Raw genomic sequence first — 21,714 nt, 5'->3', positions numbered from 1 at the left:
TCGTCCCAACCTACGGGTTTAACAGAAAGGCGTTAAAGCAGCAGCATACGAATATCCGCCAGCAACTGCCCTAACATTGTCGTAAACCGGGCAGCGTCCGCCCCGTTAATGACACGGTGATCATAAGACAGTGACAGAGGACACATCAGCTTCGGCTCAAAGTCACTGCCATTCCATACCGGTTTCATGGCCGCTTTGGAAATGCCCAGAATAGCGACTTCCGGCGCATTCACAATGGGCGTAAAGGCAGTACCGCCAATGGAACCCAGACTGGAAATGGTAAAGCAGCCACCCTGCATCTCATCAGGCTTGAGCTTCTTGTCACGAGCTTTTCCAGCCAGTTCAATACACTCTGCCGACAGCTCCCAGATGCTCTTCTTATCCACATTCTTGATAACCGGTACCAGCAAACCGTCCGGCGTATCCACAGCCACACCGATATTGATGTATTTCTTGTAAATCACTGATTCGCCATCGGCGCTCAGGGAAGAACAGAACTGCGGCATTTCCTTCAGCACGTAAGCACAGGCTTTCAGGAAGAATGGCAGCGGAGTCAGCTTGGTGCCACGAGCTTCCGCCAGCGCTTTTTTCGCTTTGCGGAAAGCTTCCAGATCGGTGATATCTGCTTCGTCGAACTGGGTAACATGAGGCACGTTCAGCCAGGAACGCTGGAAGTTCTGAGCCGCTACTTTACGCAGGCGGTTCAGGGCAACCTCTTCAATGTCACCCCACTTCCCATAATCCTGGGCAGGTACCGGTGGAATGCCCATGCCGCCGGAAACACCCTGAGGCTGGCTCGCTTCTTTCAGCTTGGTTTTAACATAAGCCTGTACGTCTTCTTTCAGAATCCGTTTGCGTGGGCCTGAGCCTTTCACAAACTCAAGATTGACACCAAACTCCCGGGCCAGTTTGCGCACAGCCGGACCCGCATGGAAATGCTTGTTGCCTTTTTCCAGCTCTGCCAGATTCTGTGTCGGAGCTTCCGCTGGAACAGTGGCTGCGGGAACAGCTCCGGAAGCTTCGGGAGCCGCCTTTGCAGGCGTATCAGTTTCAGCAGGAGTGGCGGCAACAGCGGGTGTTTCAGCAGGCGTGCCACCAGCGACCTCAACCTTCAGAATCAGGTCACCCTGATTCATCACGTCGCCTTCTTTGACCAGGATGTCTTTTACCACACCGCTGACAGGCGAAGGGACTTCCATAGTGGCTTTATCAGATTCGAGAACGACCAGTGAATCATCTTCTGCGATGGTGTCACCAACGGCAACGCAGATCTCGACGACCGGTACATTTTCTGCCCCCAGATCCGGCACAAGGACATCTTCAACTGAACTGGCTGCAACACTCGTTACAGCAGGAGCTGGCTTAACCTGCTCAGGTTCAGGCGCTGCCTTCGCAGGTACGGCTTCCGGAACCGGGGCATTTTCAGCTTCAGGCTCCGCTTTCGATGTCGCCAGTTTCAGCAGGTCATCCCCTTCTGAAACGGTATCCCCCACTTTCAGTAATAATTCAACCACCTGGCCATCTTTCGGGGCGGGTACTTCCATGGTGGCTTTATCGGACTCCAGAACAATCAGGGAGTCCTCTGCGGCTACTGAATCACCCGCTGCAACGCAGACTTCAATGACTTCTGCGCTGCCACTGCCGATGTCAGGAACCTTGATAATTTCATCACTCATTCGTTATACCTTCCAGCATGAAACCCTGGCTCTTCTTATCCTTGAACAAGAGAGACAGGGCATCACTTTATCAGCAGTACACAGGGTTAGCTTTTTCGCCGTCGATGTTATATTTCTTCAGGGCTTCGGTCACTACTGAGCGTTCAATTTCACCCTCTTTTACCAGCCCGGTCAGCGCGGCAATCACCACAAAGTAACGGTCGACCTCGAAGAATTCACGCAGTTTTGAACGCGTATCGGAACGACCAAAACCATCGGTACCCAGAGTGATGTAAGTACCCGGAACAAAATCGCGAATCTGGTCAGAGTACACCTTCATGTAATCACTGGCGGCAATGACAGGGCCTTTTCGGTCCGCCAGCTGTTTCTCAACCCAGCTCACCTGAGGCTCGGCTTCAGGATTCAGCATGTTATGACGGGCAACGTTCAGTCCGTCACGACGCAGTTCGTTGAAGCTGGTTGCGCTCCAGATATCGGACTCAATGTTAAAGTCATCACGCAGCAGTTGCGCTGCCGCACGAACTTCTTCCAGAATCGTGCCACAACCGATCAACTGAACACGCTGTCCTTCGGTCTTATTGCCTTCTTCAAAGCAGTACAGACCTTTGACAATGCCTTCCAGTACATCGTCGCCTTCAGGCAGAGCAGGCATCTTGTAACTGTCGTTCATGGTGGTGATGTAGTACCAGACACTCTCATTCTCACCATACATACGACGCAAGCCGTCCTGGATAATCACGGCCAGTTCGTAGCCATAAGTCGGGTCGTAACTGATGCAGTTCGGCACAGTGGAAGCCAGTATATGGCTATGGCCGTCCTGATGCTGCAAACCTTCACCATTCAGGGAAGTTCGACCGGAAGTCGCACCGATCAGGAAGCCTCTGGCCTGAATATCGCCCGCTGCCCATGCCAGATCGCCTGTACGCTGGAACCCGAACATGGAGTAGAACGCATAGAACGGAATCATGGGGACATTATTGCTGCTGTAAGAAGTGGCAGCCGCAATCCACGCCGCATGCGCACCGGCCTCGTTAATGCCTTCCTCCAGAATCTGTCCGGTTTTGGATTCCTTGTAGAACATCACCTGGTCAGAGTCCACCGGATCGTACTTCTGGCCTTTTGCAGAGTAGATACCCAGCTGACGGAACATGCCTTCCATACCAAAGGTTCGGGCTTCGTCCGGAATAATGGGAACGATATTCTTGCCAATATTCTTGTCTTTTGCCAGAGCGCCCAGAACCCTGACATACGCCATGGTTGTGGAGATTTCACGTTCGCCACTGCCTTTGAGGACCGCATCCAGTGACGACAGTTCGGGAACGGTCAGCTTCACATCCGACTGAACCCGACGGGAAGGAATAAAACCGCCCAACTTCTCACGATGCTTGCGCATGTAGATCATTTCCGGACTGTCTTCCGCCGGTTTGAAGTAAGGCAGACTGGGCAGGTCTTCATCCCTGATAGGCAGGTCAAAGCGATCACGGAATTGTTTCAGGTCATCAATCGGCAGTTTCTTAACATTGTGACTGATGTTGGAGGCTTCGCCCGTGGTACCTGTACCGTAACCCTTAACGGTCTTTGCCAGAATCACAGTTGGCTGTCCGGTATGGTTCACAGCGGCATGGTAAGCAGCGTACACCTTGTAAGGATCGTGACCACCACGGTTCAGACGCCAGATGTCGTCATCAGACAGATGCTCAACCAGCTTCAGGGTTTCCGGATAGCGACCAAAGAAGTTTTCACGGGTCCAGGCACCGCCTTTTGCCTTGCAGTTCTGATAATCACCATCAACGGCTTCATCCATCAACTGTTGCAGCATGCCGTCTTTGTCTTTGGCAAAGAGTTGATCCCAGTGACGGCCCCAGGTGACTTTCAGGACATTCCAGCCAGCACCACGGAATACACCCTCCAGCTCCTGCATAATCTTGCCATTGCCCCTGACCGGCCCATCCAGACGTTGCAGGTTGCAGTTCACAACGAAGATCAGGTTGTCGAGGTTTTCACGCCCCGCCAGAGAGATAGCACCCAGGGATTCCGGCTCATCCATCTCACCGTCACCCAGGAAAGCCCAGACCTTGCGGTTCTGATCCGGTGCCAGACCACGGTTGATCAGGTACTTCATAAAGTGTGCCTGATAGATCGCCTGTAGCGGCCCAAGCCCCATGGATACGGTCGGGAACTGCCAGAAGTCAGGCATCAGCCAGGGGTGCGGATAAGACGACAGACCTTTGCCATCCACCTCCTGACGGAAACTGTTGAGCTGGTCTTCTGAGAGTCGGCCTTCCAGGAAAGCACGGGCATAAATACCGGGAGCTGTGTGTCCCTGGTAATAAACCAGGTCGCCCTCACGATCGTTTTCATGACCATGGAAGAAATAGTTGTAACCAATGTCGTACAGCGTCGCACTGGACGCAAACGACGAAATGTGTCCCCCCAGAGAGCTGTCTTTCTGGTTGGCACGCATCACCATTGCCAGAGCATTCCAGCGCACCAGAGAACGGATTCGGCGCTCCATAAACAGGTCGCCAGGCATCCGGGCTTCTTTTTCCGGAGGAATGGTGTTGCGGTAAGGTGTTGTTATTGCGTAGGGCAACTGCGTACCCTTGGCTCTTGCATGCTGGGACAGGCGGGTCATCAGGTAATGCGCCCTGTCCTCCCCCTCTTTCTCCAGAACGGAATCCAGGGAGTCCAGCCACTCCCGGGTCTCGATAGGATCGATGTCGTGCATACTAAATTCCGAAAATGTCGGCTCCGAAAATAAAGAGCGTTTGGCGAAAAAGGTTATGACTTATGATCATTCCTGATCCTGTCTGAACTGTTTCTTCTGAGCTATCGAGAGCCTGTCCGCCCAGCCAGCAATTGTTTGAGCAAGACAGAATAGTTCAGATTTCCCCCCCGGTCAGCCATGCCACAGACGTTCACTGTGGTTAACCTTCATCGCCGTTGTTAACATCCATGCCACAGAATCCTTCCAAAAAGCGCTTGCTGTCAGCAAAGTGCTTTCCATCGAATTTATCTCAAAAATGATCAACTCTTGAGGAATTATGGGGCTCGATGAGATTCTGTAGCGGTAAACTTCTAAAACAATGATATCGATCAAATGTAATATAACTACAAGATAAGCAATTTCCACCATTAGTACCAGTACTAACGTGTAGTAAATTTACAAAATTACAACATCTTTATAATTTTTCTACCGATTCTGACCATCATTCAAACAGTTTGCATGTTAACTTGTGTTAAATTCATACAGAATGCACCTTAACAGGATTCATGTTCTCGCTACAGCCCGTTTTCGTTAGAATCACAGTACCAGTTCAGCAGCAGAGTATTGGCTCCATGTCCTTCCCGATTAAGATTTCACCAGCCGTTGCCCCTGTGATTAACAGACACTGGCAAGCGTTTTGTGCAAATTGCGAACAACTCGCACCTCAATTTTCTTCTGAAACCCTTTCTTCTGCTATTTCTTCTCCAGACAGCCTGAACGATCCGTCAAACCATCACTTCCTGCAGCAACTGGCCAACACCTGGGCAGGCAGTGACTTTGCGGCAGAACAGTGCATTCGTCACCCGGAGCTGGTGTTTCAATGGCTGGAAAATCCCGAACTGTTACTGCACTTTGATCCGGAGTTGCATCATGTCCAGCTGTCGGAACGGGTTCAGGCCATCCACTCTGAAGCGGAGCTGATGAACGTTCTGCGTGTGTATCGTAACCGGGAAATGGTTCGCATCATCTGGCGGGACCTGAATCGAATGGCCACTCTGCAACAAACGACAGCAGACCTGTCTGCCATGGCTGACGCCTGTGTGGATCAGGCCCTGCACTGGCTGTACCAGGATTGCTGCAAAGGATTTGGTACACCCATGGGCTGCGACCCCGGCCAGGAGCCGGAACCACAGCATATGGTGATTCTTGGCATGGGCAAGCATGGCGCTCATGAGCTAAACCTGTCGTCTGATATCGACCTGATATTCACTTACCCCCATAAAGGCGAAACGGTAGGTGGTCGCAGGTCGTTTGATAATCAGGAGTTTTTTACCCGGCTGGGACAGCGACTAATTAAAGTAATCGACAGCAAAACAGCTGATGGTTTTGTGTTCCGGGTTGATATGCGACTTCGGCCTTATGGTTCCAGTGGTTCGCTGGCCATGAGTTTTTCTGCAATGGAGCAGTACTATCAGGATCAGGGACGGGACTGGGAACGTTACGCGATGATCAAGGCTCGCCCGGTGGCTGGTGATGTGTCGGCAGGGGAGCAGTTATTGCAAACCCTGAAGCCCTTCACGTTCAGGCGTTATATCGACTTTGGCGCCATCACCGCCCTGCGGGATATGAAAAAGCTGATCCAGCGAGAAGTAAAGCGCAAGGGCATGGAAACCAATATCAAGCTGGGGCATGGCGGTATTCGGGAGATTGAGTTTATTGCCCAGTCGTTTCAGCTGATTCATGGTGGCCGGGATCGCAGCCTGCAGTGCAAAGCCCTGCTGGATGTTCTGGACGTGCTGAAAGAGTCCGGCTATATGCCAGAACAGGCGACTGAGGAGCTTCGCGAGGCTTACATTTATTTGCGCAACCTTGAGCATGCCATTCAGGCACTCAAGGATCAGCAGACCCAGAACCTGCCTGACTTTGACGAACCCCGGAACCGCGTCGCCTACAGCATGGGTCATCCGGACTGGCAGACACTGATGACGACCCTGGATATGCATAAAGATCGTGTCGTACATCACTTTGACCATGTTATTGCCGACCCTGATGAACAGGATGATGATCAGCCGATGCCTTCTGAAAGCTGGAAAATGCTCTGGGACAGGGAGCTGTCAGAAGAAGATGAAATCAAACTGCTGGAAGAAAAAGGCTTTACCGATGTCAACACATCGCACAACCGTCTGCGCGCCCTGCGTGACGGTAAAGCCATCACCCGGGTCAGAAGGCAGAGTCGTGAACGCCTTGATGCCTTTATTCCGGTTCTTATGGAACAGGTCATCACCACGGAAGCGCCTGACGTCTGTCTGATCCGGCTGATCCCGCTGGTAGAGAGCGTATTGCGTCGAACCGCCTATCTGGTGCTGCTGATGGAAAACCCGGGCGCCCTGGATCATCTTTGCCGACTGTGTACCGCCAGCCCGTGGATTGCCGAACAGATTAACCGTCACCCGGCACTGCTGGACGAGTTTCTTAATGTCGGTACCCTCTACAACCCACCCAAACGGGCAGAGCTGGCAGACGACCTGCGACAGCAACTGGCACACATTCCGGAAGACGACCTGGAATCTCAGATGGAAGTGTTACGCCATTTCAAAATGGCGCATGTACTCAAGGTCGCAGCCGCACAGACTGCTGGCACTCTGCCACTGATGAAAGAGAGCGATTACCTGACCTGGATTGCCGAGGTTGTGCTGGAGCAGGTGGTCGACATTGCCTGGCGCAACCTGACAGAACGCCATGGTCGCCCGGTTGGTCAGGAAGGCAACCCCTGTAATCCCGGCTTCATCGTCATTGGTTATGGCAAGCTGGGTGGTATTGAACTGGGTCCCGGCTCTGACCTGGACCTTGTATTTGTTCATGATGGTGCCGCTAACCGGGAAACAGACGGCGACCGTCCTCTGGACAGCGGCACGTTCTTTACCCGACTGGGGCAGCGTATTATTCATATTCTGACGACCCATACCGCTTCCGGCTCGCTGTATGAGGCTGATATGCGACTACGGCCGTCTGGCTCTTCAGGCCTTCTTGTCAGCTCCATAACTGCTTTTGAAAAATACCAGAAGAATGATGCCTGGACCTGGGAGCATCAGGCACTGGTCAGGGCCAGGGCAGTGGCAGGCGATAAACAGCTGACTGCCCGCTTTGAAACCTTGCGCAAACAGATTCTCTGCCAGACCAGGGACAAAACAACGTTGCAAAACGATGTAGTGGATATGCGCATCAAGATGCGTGACCACCTTGGCTCTAAAAAGAATGATGACAGCGGCAACCCCCTTTTCCATCTGAAACACGACAAAGGCGGTATTGTAGATATTGAGTTCCTGATGCAATACGCCGTGCTGGCGTATGCCAGTAATCATCCGGACATTACCCGTTATACCGACAATATTCGTATTTCAGAATCACTGGAACAGAGCAATATAATCACCCATGAGCAGGGCAAACAGCTTCGGGAAGCTTACAAGTTTCTGCGAAAAGCCATCCATTCAAGGGCTTTTCTAAACGAGCGTTCGTTTGGTAGCCCTGCCTTTGTTGAACCTTTCCGGTCACAGGTCTGTAGTCTCTGGCAACATTGGATGGAATAGCTACTCTATTAACTGGCATAAAGAATGGGCTGGAAACGAAAAGTTTTTCAATAAACGATGACGTAAGCCTTCATTCTTCCGGGCAGCTTGGAAATCGCAGCGATTTTATGCTCAAATACCTTACCTGCCCGCGACAAACCGAAACGCTTGCAGCAACACACCCGACCACAGCAATACCCGTGGTCACGACCATCACACACTACCCATGATACAGATGGTCAGGCAGCAAGGGCGGTTAATGCATAGCTAACGCGTAGCTAACACATAGCCGTCTGGCAAAAACATGTTAGAACAGTACGGATGCCGGCATACTGCCGGATTAACAGAACCAATCAAAATGAATAACAGGCGGGAGTTTAAGTATGTCCTTCGCCGATAAAGATGGCGTTATCTGGTTTGACGGAGAACTGGTTCCCTGGCGCGAAGCTAAAACCCACGTTCTTACACACACTTTGCACTATGGCATGGGCGTTTTTGAAGGCGTGCGCGCTTATAGTACCGACAGGGGGGCGGCAATTTTTCGCCTTAAAGAACACACCGACCGACTGTTCCGCAGCGCCCATATTCTGGGCATGAACATTCAGTACAGCAGGGAAGAACTGCTCGAAGCCCAGAAACAGGTGGTGCGTGAAAACGGTCTTGATTCCGCTTACCTGCGTCCCATGAGTTTCCTCGGCTCAGAAGGCATGGGTTTAAGGGCTGAAGGGCTGAAAGTCCATACGATTGTTGCCGCCTGGGACTGGCCTTCCTACATGTCACCGGATGCACTGGAACAGGGCATCCGGATTCGCACCTCATCGTACACCCGTCATCATGTCAACATTACCATGTGCAAAGCCAAGGCTAACGGTAACTACATGAACTCCATGCTGGCGCTGCGCGAAGCTCTGGACAGCGGTTGTGAAGAGGCATTGCTGCTGGATAATGAAGGCTATGTTGCGGAAGGGAGTGGAGAAAATATCTTCATTGTTAAAGACGATGGTATTCTCTACACACCTGAACTAACGTCCTGCCTGGAAGGCATTACCCGGGATACGATCATCCGGTTTGCTCAACATCTGGGTCTGGAAGTTCGTGAAAAGCGCATTACCCGTGATGAGGTTTATGTGGCAGAAGAAGCCTTTTTTACCGGCACTGCTGCAGAGGTTCTGCCCATTCGGGAGCACGATGGCCGGGTGATCGGCAGTGGCAGGCGCGGCCCCGTTACCGAAAAACTGCAAAAAATGTATTTTGACCAGGTGACAGGCAAAAGCGAGTTATTCCCTGAATGGCTTGACTATGTGGCCAGGCTCTGTTGACCCCCCCCCTGTTAAAGTCTTGCGACGATTACTGAGTTTTTAACTATAAAAGTGGTGTAGTACAATCCTACACCACTTTTTTTATGTTGCATTTATTCTGGCTCGTTAGCAGAGTCCTTTCGATACGATTTGTTTCTGAGCTGTTTCATCAGAGTCTGCTGGAAAAACAGTATTTGCACATAAACAGACAAGCTGAACGATCCCTGACGAACTGGTTACGACTGCTTTGTCTGGCGGTAGCGTGCCTGAAAGCTGTGAATAACGAATACAATGAATCAAGGAACCGTCCAAGCCGTGAAGTACCTGATTGTTGGCCCCTCATGGGTAGGGGACATGGTGATGGCACAAACACTGTTCATCGCCCTGAAACGACAGTACCCAAATGCCATCATCGACGTGCTGGCACCTGGCTGGAGCAGCCCTATACTGGAACGCATGCCCGAAGTCAGGCAGGCGATCGATATGCCTGTTGGGCATGGTAATCTGAACCTGAAACTGCGTAGAAAGGTCGCCCGTTCTCTGAAGGCGGAAAGTTATGATCACGCAATACTGCTGCCAAACTCTCTGAAATCAGCCCTTATCCCCTTTCTGGCAGGCATTCCTGTTCGAACGGGCTGGCGTGGCGAGATGCGCTACGGGCTTCTGAATGACCTGAGAACACTGGACAAGAAGCAGTACCCGCTGATGATTGAGCGCTTCGTGGCGCTGGCCTATCCAGATAAGCAAGCGCTTCCAAAGCCTCTGCCAGTTCCTGCGCTTGAGGTGAACAAAGCTAATCTGGACAGTGCGCTGGGGCGCTACCGCCTGAACAGCGGAGCCCCGGTTCTGGCACTTTGCCCGGGCGCTGAGTTTGGCCATTCCAAACAGTGGCCTGCCGGTTATTATGGCGAAGTTGCATTGATCATGGCCCGACAAGGCTGGCAGGTGTGGCTGTTTGGTTCCGCCAAAGACCGTCAGGTGACGTCTGAGATCGTCAGCTACCTCCCCAAAACATTACAGGATCATTGCTGCAATCTGGCAGGAGAGACTACCCTGGCCGATGCAGTTGACCTGTTGTCACAGGCTGATGCGGTTGTCAGCAATGATTCCGGGCTGATGCACATTGCAGCGGCGCTATCGCGCCCTCTGGTTGCTGTTTATGGCTCAACCACTGCAGCCCACACCCCCCCCATGAATCAAAACAGCAAAACCCTCTGGCTGGGACTGGAATGCAGCCCGTGCTTCAAGCGCGAATGCCCGCTGGGCCACATGGACTGTATGAGAAAGCTTGGCCCCGAAATGGTTCTTAAAGCCCTGAACGACCTGACGGGCGAAGAGCTGCTGGAGATCCGTGAGTGAAGGTTCTTATTATTAAAACCTCCTCAATGGGAGATGTCATCCACACCCTGCCAGCCCTGACAGATGCAGCCAATGCGATTCCGGGCATTCGTTTTGACTGGGTGGTAGAAGAAGGCTTTGCAGAAATTCCCAGCTGGCACCCTGCCGTGGATAAAGTGATTCCCGTGGCGATCAGGCGCTGGCGAAAGTCACTGCTGGAAACGCTTCAATCCGGAGAGTGGAAACGCTTCAAGGCTCTGCTTAAGTCCCGTCGTTATGATGCGGTTATTGATGCTCAGGGGCTGGTAAAAAGTGCCTTTCTCACACGTATTGCCAAAGGTCCGGGATTTGGTCTGGATAAACATTCAGCCCGGGAGCCGCTGGCCTCTGCATTTTATAAACATCCCCAGGCTGTTGGGTGGAACCAGCATGCCGTTGAACGGGTAAGACAACTGTTTGCCCAGTCTCTTGGCTACCCATTGCCAGAAACAACCGGGCATTTTCATCTGGACAAAAGCCACTTTACTTGTGAAGCGGTTACCGGAAAGCCTTACGTTGTATTTATCCATGGGACTACCTGGCCCACCAAACACTGGCCGGAAAAATACTGGTGCGAACTGGCTCATCGGGTTAATGGCGCTGGCTATGACGTGGTACTGCCATGGGGTAACGAAAAAGAAAAAGAGCGTGCAGACATTATTGCCCACAGTTCAAAATCAGCGATTGTTTTGCCCAGAATGAATATTTGCGGCGTGGCAGGCGTTATTGCCAGAGCAACAGCCGTAACAGCTGTAGATACCGGTCTGGGACATTTAACCGCCGCTTTAGAGGTGCCAGCAGTGTCTCTTTATGGCCCAACCAGCCCTGAAGAGGTTGGCGCTTATGGACAGTCTCAAGTCCACCTTACCCTGAACGATTGCCCGGAAATGGATAAAGCTTCAGTCGCTAACCAGAATATTGAGCCAGAGATGTTCATCCCAATGACACCGGATTTTGTCTGGTCATCTTTACAACAATTGATTAATGAAACACCAAACCGGGAGAACCAATGATTCTGGCATTTGCGCTGTTTAAATACTTCCCGTTTGGTGGTCTGCAACGGGACTTCCTGCGGATTGCTCTTGAATGTCAGAAGCGTGGGTGTGAGATTCGGGTTTATACGACGAGCTGGCAAGGTGATTACCCAGAAGGCTTTAATGTAAAGACTTTGCCTGTGAGAGGAAGTAGCAATCACAAAAGAATGCTGGATTTTCAGGAACAAATACAGAAAGATATTGCAGACGATCCCGTAGATTTGCTAACAGGCTTTAACAAGATGGCAGGTCTCGATGTTTATTATGCAGCAGATACTTGTTTTAAAGAAAAAGCATTCACCAGTCGTGGTTGGTGGTATCCGTTAACATCCCGTTTCAAACAGTATTCGGCTTTTGAGAGTGCGGTTTTTTCTTCGGACAGCAAGACATTGTCACTGCTGATTTCACCATTGCAAAAACCTGTATTTCAGAAACATTACCAAACACCAGACGAACGGATCATACTGCTTCCACCAGGTATATCTAAAGACAGGTGTCGCTCTAAAAATCATAATGAGATTCGACGTAAATTCCGTCATGAGTTCGGTTTAAAGAATGATGAAAAGCTTATCCTTTTAGTCGGTTCAGGCTTCAAAACCAAAGGGCTTGATCGGGCTATAAAAGCTTTAGCGTCATTACCGGAACCATTAAAATCTCAAACACAGCTTTTTGTTGTTGGTCAGGATAAGCAAAAGCCTTTCATAAGATTGGCAAAGCAATTAAACACGGAACAACAGGTAAAGTTTTTATCCGGTCGTGATGATATACCACGTTTTTTATTAGGTGCCGATTTACTCATTCACCCAGCATACAATGAAAACACAGGAACAGTGTTGCTAGAAGCTTTAGTTTCTGGATTGCCTGTGCTAACGACCGATGTGTGTGGGTATGCCCACTATATAAAAGATGCAGATGCTGGTTATGTCGTACAATCGCCATTTCGGCAGGAGCGACTTAATGACCTGACTTGCCGCATGTTGTCATCAAACAAAAAGGAAACATGGCAGAAAAATGCTGTTAAATACAGTCGTTCAGAAGACCTTTATAGCATGCCGCAGAAAGCAGCTGAAATAATCATGCAGCAAGCACTAAGGAAGGCGTAGCTAAATGCTTTATTTAAGAGATGACTTCAAGGAAGCTTGGCAGGGAAAAGACCCATTCCAACTCCTTATAAGTATGAATGGGGAGGTTTTCCGTGAACTGGAAGCAAGACGCACTTTTCGGTTCGAGCATGATGGCAAAGGTTACTTTGCCAAAATACACAAAGGCGTTGGCTGGTTAGAAATTGCAGAAAACCTCATTCGACTTAGGAAGCCTGTGCTAGGAGCGAAGAATGAATGGACAGCATTAAGCACCCTTAAATCTGTCGGCATTGATACTATGACTATGGTCGCCTATGGAAAAAAAGGCTGTAATCCGGCCAAGCAAGAATCATTTCTGATAACAGAAGAACTGGAGGATATGTATACTCTTGAAGACTTCTGTGACACTTGGAAAGAAAAGCCTCCTTCATTTGTTTTAAAAGCGGCCATCATCAGAAAGCTTGCAGAAATAAGTCGGAAGCTTCATGACAGCGGAGTTAATCATAGAGATTACTATCTTTGTCATTTCATGCTATCTAAAGTAAAAAAACCTGAACCCGGCAATCTCCGCTTCTATTTAATTGACCTTCACCGTGCACAGGTAAGGAAAAAGGTTCCTGAGCGTTGGCGGCTTAAAGATATCTCAGGTCTGTATTATTCAGCTATGGGCTATAACTTAACGCAGCGCGATATTTATCGTTTTATCAAGACTTATACCGGTTTGCCACTCAGAGATGCATTAAAGCGGCATGACTGGATGTGGAAAAAAATCGAGAAAAAAGCAATAAAACTGAATGATCGTATGAAGCGTAAAGTTGGGCATCCGAATTATTAGTAAACAGGATATTCATGTTTAATTCGTCCACATGGACCATTACCCCAGAATACCAGACTGGTAATAGACTCAAAGCATTTGCATCCATTGACCATGTATTTAATTTGCGTGGTAAGCAAATAAATGATGACAAGCTTAGTAGTGTTCACCGTGTAGAAATCGATGGCGTTGGCTACTACGTTAAGAGATACATTAAAGCAGGTAAAGGAATAAGGCGCTATTTAGGAAGGAGTCGCATTAGAGCCGAATGGGAAAACATGCTCTTTTTTCATGAGTTGGGAGTACCCGCTGCAAAAGTTGTAGCTTATGGAGAAGAAAAAAAATTCGGAGTAATGACCAGAGGGGTGTTAATTACAGAAGAAGTAAAAAACTCAAAAGACCTAAAAACAATGGTTAATGAATCCTCTCCGAAGCTTTCAGACAGAGCGTGGATGAAGCAAGTCATTAACCAAGTGGCAACTATTGCAAGAAAACTACATGATAAAAAGTTTGTCCATATTGATTTCAAATGGCGTAATATTTTGGTGACACAAACAGATCATCCGGAAGTATTTTTAATTGATTGTCCATCTGGTACGATTGTTAGTGCCTTACTTTTTGAAAGAGGTAGAGTGAAAGATTTGGCATGCCTAGACAAAGTGGCAAAAACTATACTTAGCTCAACAGATCGACTAAGCTTTTTCTTCAGATACTGTAACTCAAGAACATTAAGTAAAAAAGATAAAAAGCTAATTAATACTATTATACACTTTTTCGATAAGACGAAATAATGAAAGCAGCAATCTTTCCTATATCTACCTTAGGCGACGGCTTAATCTTCACAATATTAGCACAAGGCCTATCTAACTCAGGATTCGAGACAACGCTATTTAGCAGCACTCTTTCAGAACTTGGCTCAATTCTCAAAGACTTTAATACAAAGGATTGTGATCAACTTGAAAAGATAGATTTTTTTTTAGAATCATGTGATTTAATCATCTGCGACCCACACAACGCAGAAATAAACAGTCTGCTTTCTACAAAGGAAAATTTTCTTAAAAAAACTGTATGGGTCACCTGCACTAGATGCCCAGAAAAGTATTTAGAAAAAAAAGTACACTTACATAACTTCAAATTTGCAAGTGGTGCTTTATACAATAAAGAACATAGTGGGTGCAACATGGTTCAACATGCTGTAAATTTTTGCAAAAACAGCTGGAATCTTAGCGAAATAAAAAGTACACCAAATATAGAAATATTAAAAAACTATAAATTTCAAAGAAACAAAAATAGGGTATGTATATTCCCATACACACCTGAAAAAGAAAAAACTTATCACATATGTGGATTTGAAAAAATAGCACTCGAGCTAAAAAAAAATGCAGCTGACCCTGTTTTTATAGGAACAAAGAAACAGCTAACTAAGTTTAGAGAGAATAGGAATACATGCACAATTCCATTTATAAGTTTTGAATCAATTTTTGAACTTGCAATTTACATCTATGAGTCTGGTTTTGTTATTGCCAACGATTCAGGAGGAGGGCATTTAGCATCCTTACTAAATATACCAACTGTTACCATACACAAGAAAAACAACTCGTTCAAATGGAAGCCAGGCTGGCGAAAATCATACATTGTCACACCAATAATAACATTGAAGTTTTTTGGGCAACGCATATGGAGCCCATTCATACCAAAGAAAAAAATAATCAACCATGTTATGAACTATAACAAAAAGAAACCTAGCCAACGAAATGATATTTAATCATAAACTCATAGCATGTTTAAAAACCAAAAATGGCTCAACTTTAAATATTATCATTCTGAAAATATTCCATGCAATTTTGCCAAATCCGAAAAAATGATAGAGATTCTGAAAGCAGGTACTTTAATAAAAGATGATAAATCCACAAGAATCACCTATGCTTTTAGGCCTTACTTTGAAAATCCTGTAATTATCAAAAAATTTAAATTTAAAGGTTGGCTTCATAGCATTATTAGAAGCTTAAACAAGCCAAGATCTGAAATATTCTGGGAAGGTTCTCAACTCATATCTGCTTTAGGCATAAATACACCTAAGGCATTAGGTATAGTAAAAATAAAAACCGGTCCTCTCACTACGGAAAGCTATGTTATTACCGAGTTTTACACAGGTCAGAATGCCAAACAGCTTATTGATCACCCAGAACGTTTTTCGCAAAAAATTATCACAGAATTTGTAGACAAAGTAATAGAAATACTTGCCACATTATTCAAAAACAACATCACACATGGCGATACCAAAGTACCAAACTTCATGATAAAAGATCAAGATGTTTGTATTATCGATCTAGATGTTGTTCGTATCCATAAGTCCCCAAAAAAACTAAAAAAACACATACAGAAAGACATAGAGAGATTTGAAAGAGATTGGGAAAACCACCCTTATAAAGAGGCGGTCCTTAGTAAAACTAAAATATTGCGAAAATCATTTTTAGATAAATAAACATGAAAAAAGTTATACAAATTTGTCATAGCTATGGAGCGCCTTTTCTGGATGTTGCTAGGCAATATGCAACGACGCTTTGTTCATTAGGATTTTCAGTAACTACTGTATACGTAAAAGGCGCTAAATCCGAAGAAGTTATTAGAGGTTCAGCTTCTGACAGAGTAATTTTTCTGAATAACAGTACAAAAGACATAAGAGGGCTAAAGCTTAAACAAATTGCTCAGCTTAGAGAAATTTGTAAAAAAGATTCTTTTAGTTTTGCAGTGGCGCACCGCTTTAAATCTATCTACATTGCTACTCATATTAAAGATCTTCACGTTATTGGAGTTAATCATTGCTTTGGTGATTATAAGCGTTTTTCCAGACGCTGGCATATCTATAGAAACAAGAAAAACATCACATTGCTAGGTGTCTCTAACGCCATTAGAGACGATATGCGTAAATCACTGAGTAAACTAGAAGATGATAAAATACACACTCTCTATAATAGAGTGGATTATCAATCACTCGCAGCAAGCCAAAAATCGAAGAGGGAAGCAAGAAATTTTCTTCAGCTACCAGAGAATGCTTATATATTTGTTAATGTAGGCCGCCTTCATAAAGACAAAGATCAAAAAACACTGATTAAAGCATTTGCAGAGATTTGTCATCAAGTACCAAATTCGCTGTTGGTTATTCTGGGAGAAGGTGAACTTCAGGTAGAACTTCAAGAGCTGAGCAAAAGACTATCAGTTGAGAGCAAGGTTCTCTTTCTTGGAATGGTTCCAAAAGCCTGTCAGTACTTCAAAGCTTTTGATAGCTTTATTCTTACCTCCGATCGTGAGCCTTTTGGGATGGTTTTGCTGGAAGCCATGGTTGCAGGTCTGCCAATTGCCATTGCTGATTGTGGTGGGGCACCGGAAGTAACGGGAAATACAGCTTTAAAATTTCAGTTTGGAAACGATTTGCAGCTATCGGAATTAATGCTTAAACTTCAGGCGCTGAACAGCTTACAAATAACAGCAAAAGCACAAGAAATGCAAAAGCGAATTCGACAATATTTCACCGATGAAGCTGTTGTTCATCAGTTTGAGTCAATTCTTAAAACAATACCCTGACTACGGGACAAAAAAGTTCAAAGCCTGTTTAAATCCACGTTTCAATTTATCAGGATTCAGAAGTAGTTCCTGCAGGTACTCCAAGCCTTGATGGAAAATGCTTTCTGCTGGCCATGATGCACCAAAGCGCGTTTTCGCAATTCTTGATGGAGAAATTGCTTGCCTCTTCAACCATTCGGTGTAGCTCCAGCAGAATGCCAAAGCCAGCAAAGCCGTCAGCTTGTCCGTCCTCTCTGGTGCGGTCAGCCTGCAAGCTTCCATGTCAAACCCTCTGGTTTTAAGGCAACTGAACAGAGACTCGATTTCCCAGCGGCAATGGTAGTCGGGAATAATCGTATCAGGCTTATCCTGGCTGACAACAAAGCAGTAGCCTTTATGGGACAAACTCCCTGCAACATAAAGCTTCAAGCCCCAGATTTTGCAAGGCTTCGAAATTGCGTCCCAAGTGCCAGCCTTCAGTGAACGAAACTGCAACCGCACGGAGATGGCAGAGCTTCCGGGCTTCGCCACTTGTGTATTCTTCTTGATGCGTACTCTGAACAGTATTCCTTGCTCCATGAGCCAGCTTAGCCAGCCATGTCCATGAAACTCCCGGTCTGCAGACAGGCAGGCAACTGGCTGATCCGGAAAAGTTGCCAAAAAGCGTTTCATGAGGGCAATTCTCTGATTCGACTCGGAGCAACCAGCTTTATCAAGGTTGCTCCAGAACAAAGGAATGGCAACACCCTGACAACAAACAGCCAGAACCAGATGGTTAATGTCCTGACTTCCGAGTTTCCAGTTGGTTCTGTCGAGACAGAGAGTCCACTTAGGCTCAAGAGGCACTAACGTGACAATCAAGCGAGCAATAGCGGAGTAGTCCAGTGAGTAGCTTCTGAAAAAACGTTGAATCCGTTTGTAGCTTGAGTCGGGGGAGGCCTCTCTGACAAAGGCGACACGGAGTCTGTATAGAGAGCTGGTTCTGAGTTTGATCAGACCAAGGATAAATTGAGCAATAAATTCACAACGAGCCTTGTTCCAATCGAGATGAACACTAAGCTTGTTCTGGAGTGCTGTGACAGGGTTCATTGGCATCAAAGAAAGTTTGTGTGAGAACTACTCTCTTAGCTCATGCTGCTGACCTTGCCAGCACTCTCCTCAAAAAATGTCCCGTAGTCAGAACAATACCTTTGAGTCAACAGCCAAAATGCAAGTAACAAAACTTAAAGCACTAGATCGTTATAGGCAGGCTCTTGCAGCCGAGCGAAAAAAGGGAATAAAAAAAACAACCAAATACTGGCTTGAAACACTAAATTTATACTTTTTAAGTATTCTTACCTGGTTGAAAATAACCTTTCAGTCGAGTCCAATTCGAGCTGAAAACGTTGACATACTACTCTTTCAGCACTCAGAAAAAGTTATAAGGCTAAACCGAAAAAAAGCACTGAAAGCTGAATTACAAAAAATCAATTATTCCTTAGCTGAAATACCTTTTTACAAGGGCCAAAAAGTACTAAACAAAGGGTTAGTAAAAAAGCCTTCTTACCCTGTCAGTTTTAAATACCTTTACCTAGCAGCTTACGCCGAATATCTTGTTTCAACATATAACCCAAAACTAATGCTTAATGATCGAAACGGCATGCTGTTGAGTCCATTTCTAAGAGAGTCTTTAAATCGTAGAAATGCAAAATTGATACAACTTGCCCATGCTACTACAGTAGAAGATAACTGGCAGTTCTCTATGAATGATTATGATTATTATTTTCTGTTTGGACAGAGTTCTTATGAGAAACTAAAGCAAAGGAATCTTATTTTCGGAGACTCTAAAGTTGTTTTGAGCGGTTCCCATATGGTTGACAACAGTTATAACTTAAAGCCTATGAAGGCATATAATAATAAGCTTTTGTTACTTGGAATGGGGCCAGACAGAGAAAAAACCAAGTTGGCGCAGTTGAATTATCAGATACTACTGGACTGGGCAATCCAACACAAAGAACATAAATTATTTATTAAACGGCATCCAAGAAGCACATCTACATTTTGGGATGATGCTGCTAAAAAGTATAATAATATTGATCTAGTATCCAAGAAAAGCTCTCTCGCACAAGCACTTGAAACATCGGGAATTGTCATATCTATTGAGTCTAATGCAGTACTGGAAGCATCCTTGGCAAAACGTCCAATCCTATTCTTGAATGCGTTAGATTCTGAAGATATTTTTTCATTGGAATCTTTTTTTGGAAATCGAGTAAGTGATAAAAACTCATTCACTAAGAAAATTGCGGAGTATTCAAACAGCTATATTCAGTTTATAGAAAAAACTGATGATTTTTCCAGCTTCCACTTAAAACACGGATGCAATGGCTTAAATATCTCAACCAAACTGATACATAATATTATCAGCAAGCAATCCACGATTAATTCCTATCCCCTTAACAGTAAGTTGTAGTACTTTTTCATGTCATATCCTCAAACTGACCAGCGGCCGCTCTTGCAGCGCTTTAGAGCAATTCTGCTTGTCTGGTTATCCATAGGTCTTTTTGTACAATTATCAGGCAATATGTGGCTCCCATCAGGGAGTAGCCATGCAGCACAAATTAACTTGTGGTTTATGCTCCCCTGTCTTTTGCTGCTTGCAACATACGCAAACAGGTTCACAGATGTAATCAAAACAAGAGAAGAATTATTTATCGTCTTGTTTATACTCTGGTTTGTTATTAGTGCGTTATGGACAACCTCTGACAAATCTGGTGTCTTCAACAAGTACGTTCGATATGGAGCATACGTCCTGGTTTATCTGGCCGGAATCACTTTAATTTATCTAAAAAAACCTAAGTACCTATTGCACTCTATTGATGTTGCCATGCTGGTCGTTGCAATAGGAGCAATTATTACTTTTTATCTTCAAGTATTTGGTGCTGAAGCAAGCCTTTCATACAGAGAGACACGAATACATGAAATGGGGATTGGTGAGTTTGGTAAGTTCAGCACTCCTCTCCAGTCAGCTAACTATTTTGGAGCATTCACTATTCTGGCGTTTGGTAGATTGCTAAATGAAAATAATAAAGTAAAAGTAGTTATTTTTTCTTTATTAACATTTATTTTTTTCTCCTATGTATTCTTAACTGGTTCAAGAGGCCCACTTGTCGGTGTAGTCTTTGCTATTATTGCTTGTCTGCTAACTCTTCGTCCCAAGCTAATTTTACCTGCTTGCCTTATTTCGATTACAAGTATAATAGCTCTTATTGTACTTACAACCGATGTATCTTCTCTTAATATAAATCCTGAAAATTTTGATAGCGTTATGGCGTCAGTGACCAGCGATCGATGGTTTGTTTGGGAAAAAGCAATAGCTAATGTTCTAGCAGAGCGGCCAGTTATTGGTTTTGGTGCTGATGCTCATATGGCATTCTATAACCCCCTTATTAATTTCACTTACTACCATCCTCATAGTGGCTTTGTTCTTGTTACTTATGAAACAGGCTTAGCTGGATTGTTTCTTTATGTTCTTTCAATGGGTTCAGTAATTATTGCAAGTTTTAAGCTATTGAATGTACAACATGTAAAAATAGCGCTTGGATTGCTAGCTTTCTCCTTTATAGCAATGCTGACGGATGTACATAAAGTTGTCACACGCCCTCATGAATATTGGGTTTTCCTCTGGTTACCTGTAGGCTTAATTCTTGCCGCTAAACGTGAAAGAGTTATGAACGCAGACGATAGTAGTTCATCCAGACAAGTCAAATCTGAGTTAGAATACTCTTACGAAGTCGAAGCAAAGAAAAAACAAATAACACAAGATTGATTTTTAGCAGCTCTTCTATGAAGAGCTGCTCTTATTTCCTATATTGGGTGCAAGGACATTGAATAAAATACCAAAAAAGATACACTATTGCTGGTTTGGTGAATCAAAATTCAACTTAACTATAAGGCGATGTATCGCCTCATGGAATCATAACCTTCCAGACTATGAACTATGCCTATGGAATGAAGATACCTTTGATATTAGTTCTAATAAATTCGTAGAGTCTGCTTACAAAAACAAAAAATATGCCTTTGTTTCAGACTATGTTCGGATGTTGGCACTCCACCAGGAAGGTGGAATTTATTTGGATACTGATGTTGAAGTATTCAAAAGTTTTAATCCACTATTAACATCTGATTTTTTTATAGGGTTAGAAAACATTGGTCGTTTCGGCACCTCAACGATTGGATGCAGAGCCAAACATTGGCTTCCTGAAAAAATGCTAAATCTATATGACTCCTTAGAGTTTGATGCGTCAGATTTAAAAAAAATGGTCAATGTTACAATGGTGAGTAATTTGCTACTAGAAGCTGGTTTTAAACCAGACAACCACATAGAGACGATCAGCAACCAAGTCAAGCTACCAATAGGTAGTTTTGGGTCTGCAAATAAACAGCTCGTAAAACCAGAAACGATTTACGCAGAACACCTGTTCGATGGTAGCTGGAACAAAGGGAACAAGTCAAAACTCAGCAAAAGTGTAAAATATATTACTAGGGGGGGGTTATCTATCGACATCAACAACCTGACTAAATTAACAAAATACTATTTTAAATAGTACCTAAAAATAT

Annotated in this window: 16 protein-coding genes; 13 read left to right on the top strand and 3 right to left on the bottom strand. The window is 45.6% G+C overall.

Annotation, left to right across the window (positions count from 1 at the left end; all coding sequences use genetic code 11):
* Positions 1-32 precede the first annotated feature (32 nt).
* Both aceF and aceE read right to left on the bottom strand, forming a co-directional pair.
* Positions 33-1,676, bottom strand: coding sequence for a dihydrolipoyllysine-residue acetyltransferase (gene aceF, locus V5J35_RS14035; RefSeq protein WP_354007741.1), 1,644 nt, complete (start codon positions 1,674-1,676; stop codon positions 33-35).
* A gap of 70 nt (positions 1,677-1,746) precedes the next feature.
* Positions 1,747-4,404, bottom strand: a complete 2,658-nt coding sequence (aceE, locus tag V5J35_RS14030; RefSeq protein ID WP_354007740.1) for a pyruvate dehydrogenase (acetyl-transferring), homodimeric type — start codon at positions 4,402-4,404, stop codon at positions 1,747-1,749.
* Positions 4,405-5,015: 611 nt separating this feature from the next.
* On the opposite strand from aceE, the gene glnE reads away from it, so the two are divergent.
* The 10 genes from glnE (at position 5,016) to V5J35_RS13980 (ending at position 17,139) form a co-directional block, all read left to right on the top strand.
* Positions 5,016-7,970, top strand: coding sequence for a bifunctional [glutamate--ammonia ligase]-adenylyl-L-tyrosine phosphorylase/[glutamate--ammonia-ligase] adenylyltransferase (gene glnE / locus V5J35_RS14025; protein WP_354007739.1), 2,955 nt, complete (start codon positions 5,016-5,018; stop codon positions 7,968-7,970).
* A gap of 362 nt (positions 7,971-8,332) precedes the next feature.
* The gene (locus V5J35_RS14020) at positions 8,333-9,268 is read left to right on the top strand and encodes a branched-chain amino acid transaminase (RefSeq protein ID WP_354007738.1); all 936 of its coding nucleotides are present in this window, start codon (positions 8,333-8,335) and stop codon (positions 9,266-9,268) included.
* A 294-nt stretch (positions 9,269-9,562) separates the two neighbouring features.
* Positions 9,563-10,606, top strand: coding sequence for a lipopolysaccharide heptosyltransferase II (gene waaF, locus V5J35_RS14015; protein WP_354007737.1), 1,044 nt, complete (start codon positions 9,563-9,565; stop codon positions 10,604-10,606).
* Entirely contained in the window at positions 10,603-11,637 is a 1,035-nt protein-coding gene (waaC, locus tag V5J35_RS14010; RefSeq protein ID WP_354007736.1) for a lipopolysaccharide heptosyltransferase I, read from the top strand. Before waaF ends, waaC begins: the two co-directional genes overlap by 4 nt.
* Positions 11,634-12,761 (top strand): glycosyltransferase family 4 protein, encoded by a 1,128-nt coding sequence (locus V5J35_RS14005; RefSeq protein ID WP_354007735.1) that lies wholly within the window; start codon positions 11,634-11,636, stop codon positions 12,759-12,761. The genes waaC and V5J35_RS14005 overlap by 4 nt, the downstream gene beginning before the upstream one ends.
* 4 nt (positions 12,762-12,765) lie before the next feature.
* Complete coding sequence (rfaP, locus tag V5J35_RS14000; RefSeq protein ID WP_354007734.1) at positions 12,766-13,575, top strand: lipopolysaccharide core heptose(I) kinase RfaP; 810 nt, start codon at positions 12,766-12,768, stop codon at positions 13,573-13,575.
* Positions 13,576-13,589: 14 nt separating this feature from the next.
* Complete coding sequence (locus V5J35_RS13995) at positions 13,590-14,345, top strand: lipopolysaccharide kinase InaA family protein (RefSeq protein ID WP_354007733.1); 756 nt, start codon at positions 13,590-13,592, stop codon at positions 14,343-14,345.
* The gene (locus V5J35_RS13990) at positions 14,345-15,319 is read left to right on the top strand and encodes a glycosyltransferase family 9 protein (RefSeq protein WP_354007732.1); all 975 of its coding nucleotides are present in this window, start codon (positions 14,345-14,347) and stop codon (positions 15,317-15,319) included. The genes V5J35_RS13995 and V5J35_RS13990 overlap by 1 nt, the downstream gene beginning before the upstream one ends.
* Before the next feature lie 15 nt (positions 15,320-15,334).
* A complete protein-coding gene (locus tag V5J35_RS13985; RefSeq protein ID WP_354007731.1) occupies positions 15,335-16,039 on the top strand; it encodes a protein kinase domain-containing protein in 705 nt (234 codons plus the stop codon).
* 2 nt (positions 16,040-16,041) lie between these two features.
* Complete coding sequence (locus V5J35_RS13980) at positions 16,042-17,139, top strand: glycosyltransferase (protein ID WP_354007730.1); 1,098 nt, start codon at positions 16,042-16,044, stop codon at positions 17,137-17,139.
* Here the strand turns inward: V5J35_RS13980 and V5J35_RS13975 are convergent, their stop codons facing one another.
* The gene (locus V5J35_RS13975; protein WP_354007729.1) at positions 17,140-18,207 is read right to left on the bottom strand and encodes an IS4 family transposase; all 1,068 of its coding nucleotides are present in this window, start codon (positions 18,205-18,207) and stop codon (positions 17,140-17,142) included.
* A gap of 118 nt (positions 18,208-18,325) precedes the next feature.
* Here V5J35_RS13975 and V5J35_RS13970 point away from each other — a divergent pair, with 118 nt between their 5' ends.
* From V5J35_RS13970 to V5J35_RS13960, 3 genes are read left to right on the top strand one after another with little or no spacing between them, the layout of a single operon-like run.
* Positions 18,326-19,567: a hypothetical protein gene (locus tag V5J35_RS13970; RefSeq protein ID WP_354007728.1), complete on the top strand. Its 1,242-nt coding sequence runs from the start codon at positions 18,326-18,328 to the stop codon at positions 19,565-19,567.
* 42 nt (positions 19,568-19,609) lie between these two features.
* Positions 19,610-20,923, top strand: coding sequence for an O-antigen ligase family protein (locus V5J35_RS13965; protein WP_354007727.1), 1,314 nt, complete (start codon positions 19,610-19,612; stop codon positions 20,921-20,923).
* A 58-nt stretch (positions 20,924-20,981) separates the two neighbouring features.
* The gene (locus V5J35_RS13960; protein ID WP_354007726.1) at positions 20,982-21,701 is read left to right on the top strand and encodes a glycosyltransferase family 32 protein; all 720 of its coding nucleotides are present in this window, start codon (positions 20,982-20,984) and stop codon (positions 21,699-21,701) included.
* The last annotated feature ends 13 nt before the right edge of the window (positions 21,702-21,714 follow it).

The sequence above is a fragment of the Endozoicomonas sp. NE40 genome (genome assembly GCF_040549045.1).
GTDB classification, from domain to species: Bacteria; Pseudomonadota; Gammaproteobacteria; order Pseudomonadales; family Endozoicomonadaceae; genus Endozoicomonas_A; species Endozoicomonas_A lisbonensis.
This window is presented reverse-complemented; position numbering and strand designations above follow the sequence as displayed.

Bases quoted from the DNA above. Each gene is read 5' to 3' on its own strand.
- aceF (WP_354007741.1), bottom strand. From the start codon at position 1,676: ATGAGTGATGAAATTATCAAGGTTCCTGACATCGGCAGTGGCAGCGCA.
- aceE (WP_354007740.1), bottom strand. From the start codon at position 4,404: ATGCACGACATCGATCCTATCGAGACCCGGGAGTGGCTGGACTCCCTG.
- glnE (WP_354007739.1), top strand. From the start codon at position 5,016: ATGTCCTTCCCGATTAAGATTTCACCAGCCGTTGCCCCTGTGATTAAC.
- V5J35_RS14020 (WP_354007738.1), top strand. From the start codon at position 8,333: ATGTCCTTCGCCGATAAAGATGGCGTTATCTGGTTTGACGGAGAACTG.
- V5J35_RS14005 (WP_354007735.1), top strand. From the start codon at position 11,634: ATGATTCTGGCATTTGCGCTGTTTAAATACTTCCCGTTTGGTGGTCTG.
- rfaP (WP_354007734.1), top strand. From the start codon at position 12,766: ATGCTTTATTTAAGAGATGACTTCAAGGAAGCTTGGCAGGGAAAAGAC.
- V5J35_RS13995 (WP_354007733.1), top strand. From the start codon at position 13,590: ATGTTTAATTCGTCCACATGGACCATTACCCCAGAATACCAGACTGGT.
- V5J35_RS13990 (WP_354007732.1), top strand. From the start codon at position 14,345: ATGAAAGCAGCAATCTTTCCTATATCTACCTTAGGCGACGGCTTAATC.
- V5J35_RS13985 (WP_354007731.1), top strand. From the start codon at position 15,335: ATGTTTAAAAACCAAAAATGGCTCAACTTTAAATATTATCATTCTGAA.
- V5J35_RS13980 (WP_354007730.1), top strand. From the start codon at position 16,042: ATGAAAAAAGTTATACAAATTTGTCATAGCTATGGAGCGCCTTTTCTG.
- V5J35_RS13975 (WP_354007729.1), bottom strand. From the start codon at position 18,207: ATGAACCCTGTCACAGCACTCCAGAACAAGCTTAGTGTTCATCTCGAT.
- V5J35_RS13970 (WP_354007728.1), top strand. From the start codon at position 18,326: ATGCAAGTAACAAAACTTAAAGCACTAGATCGTTATAGGCAGGCTCTT.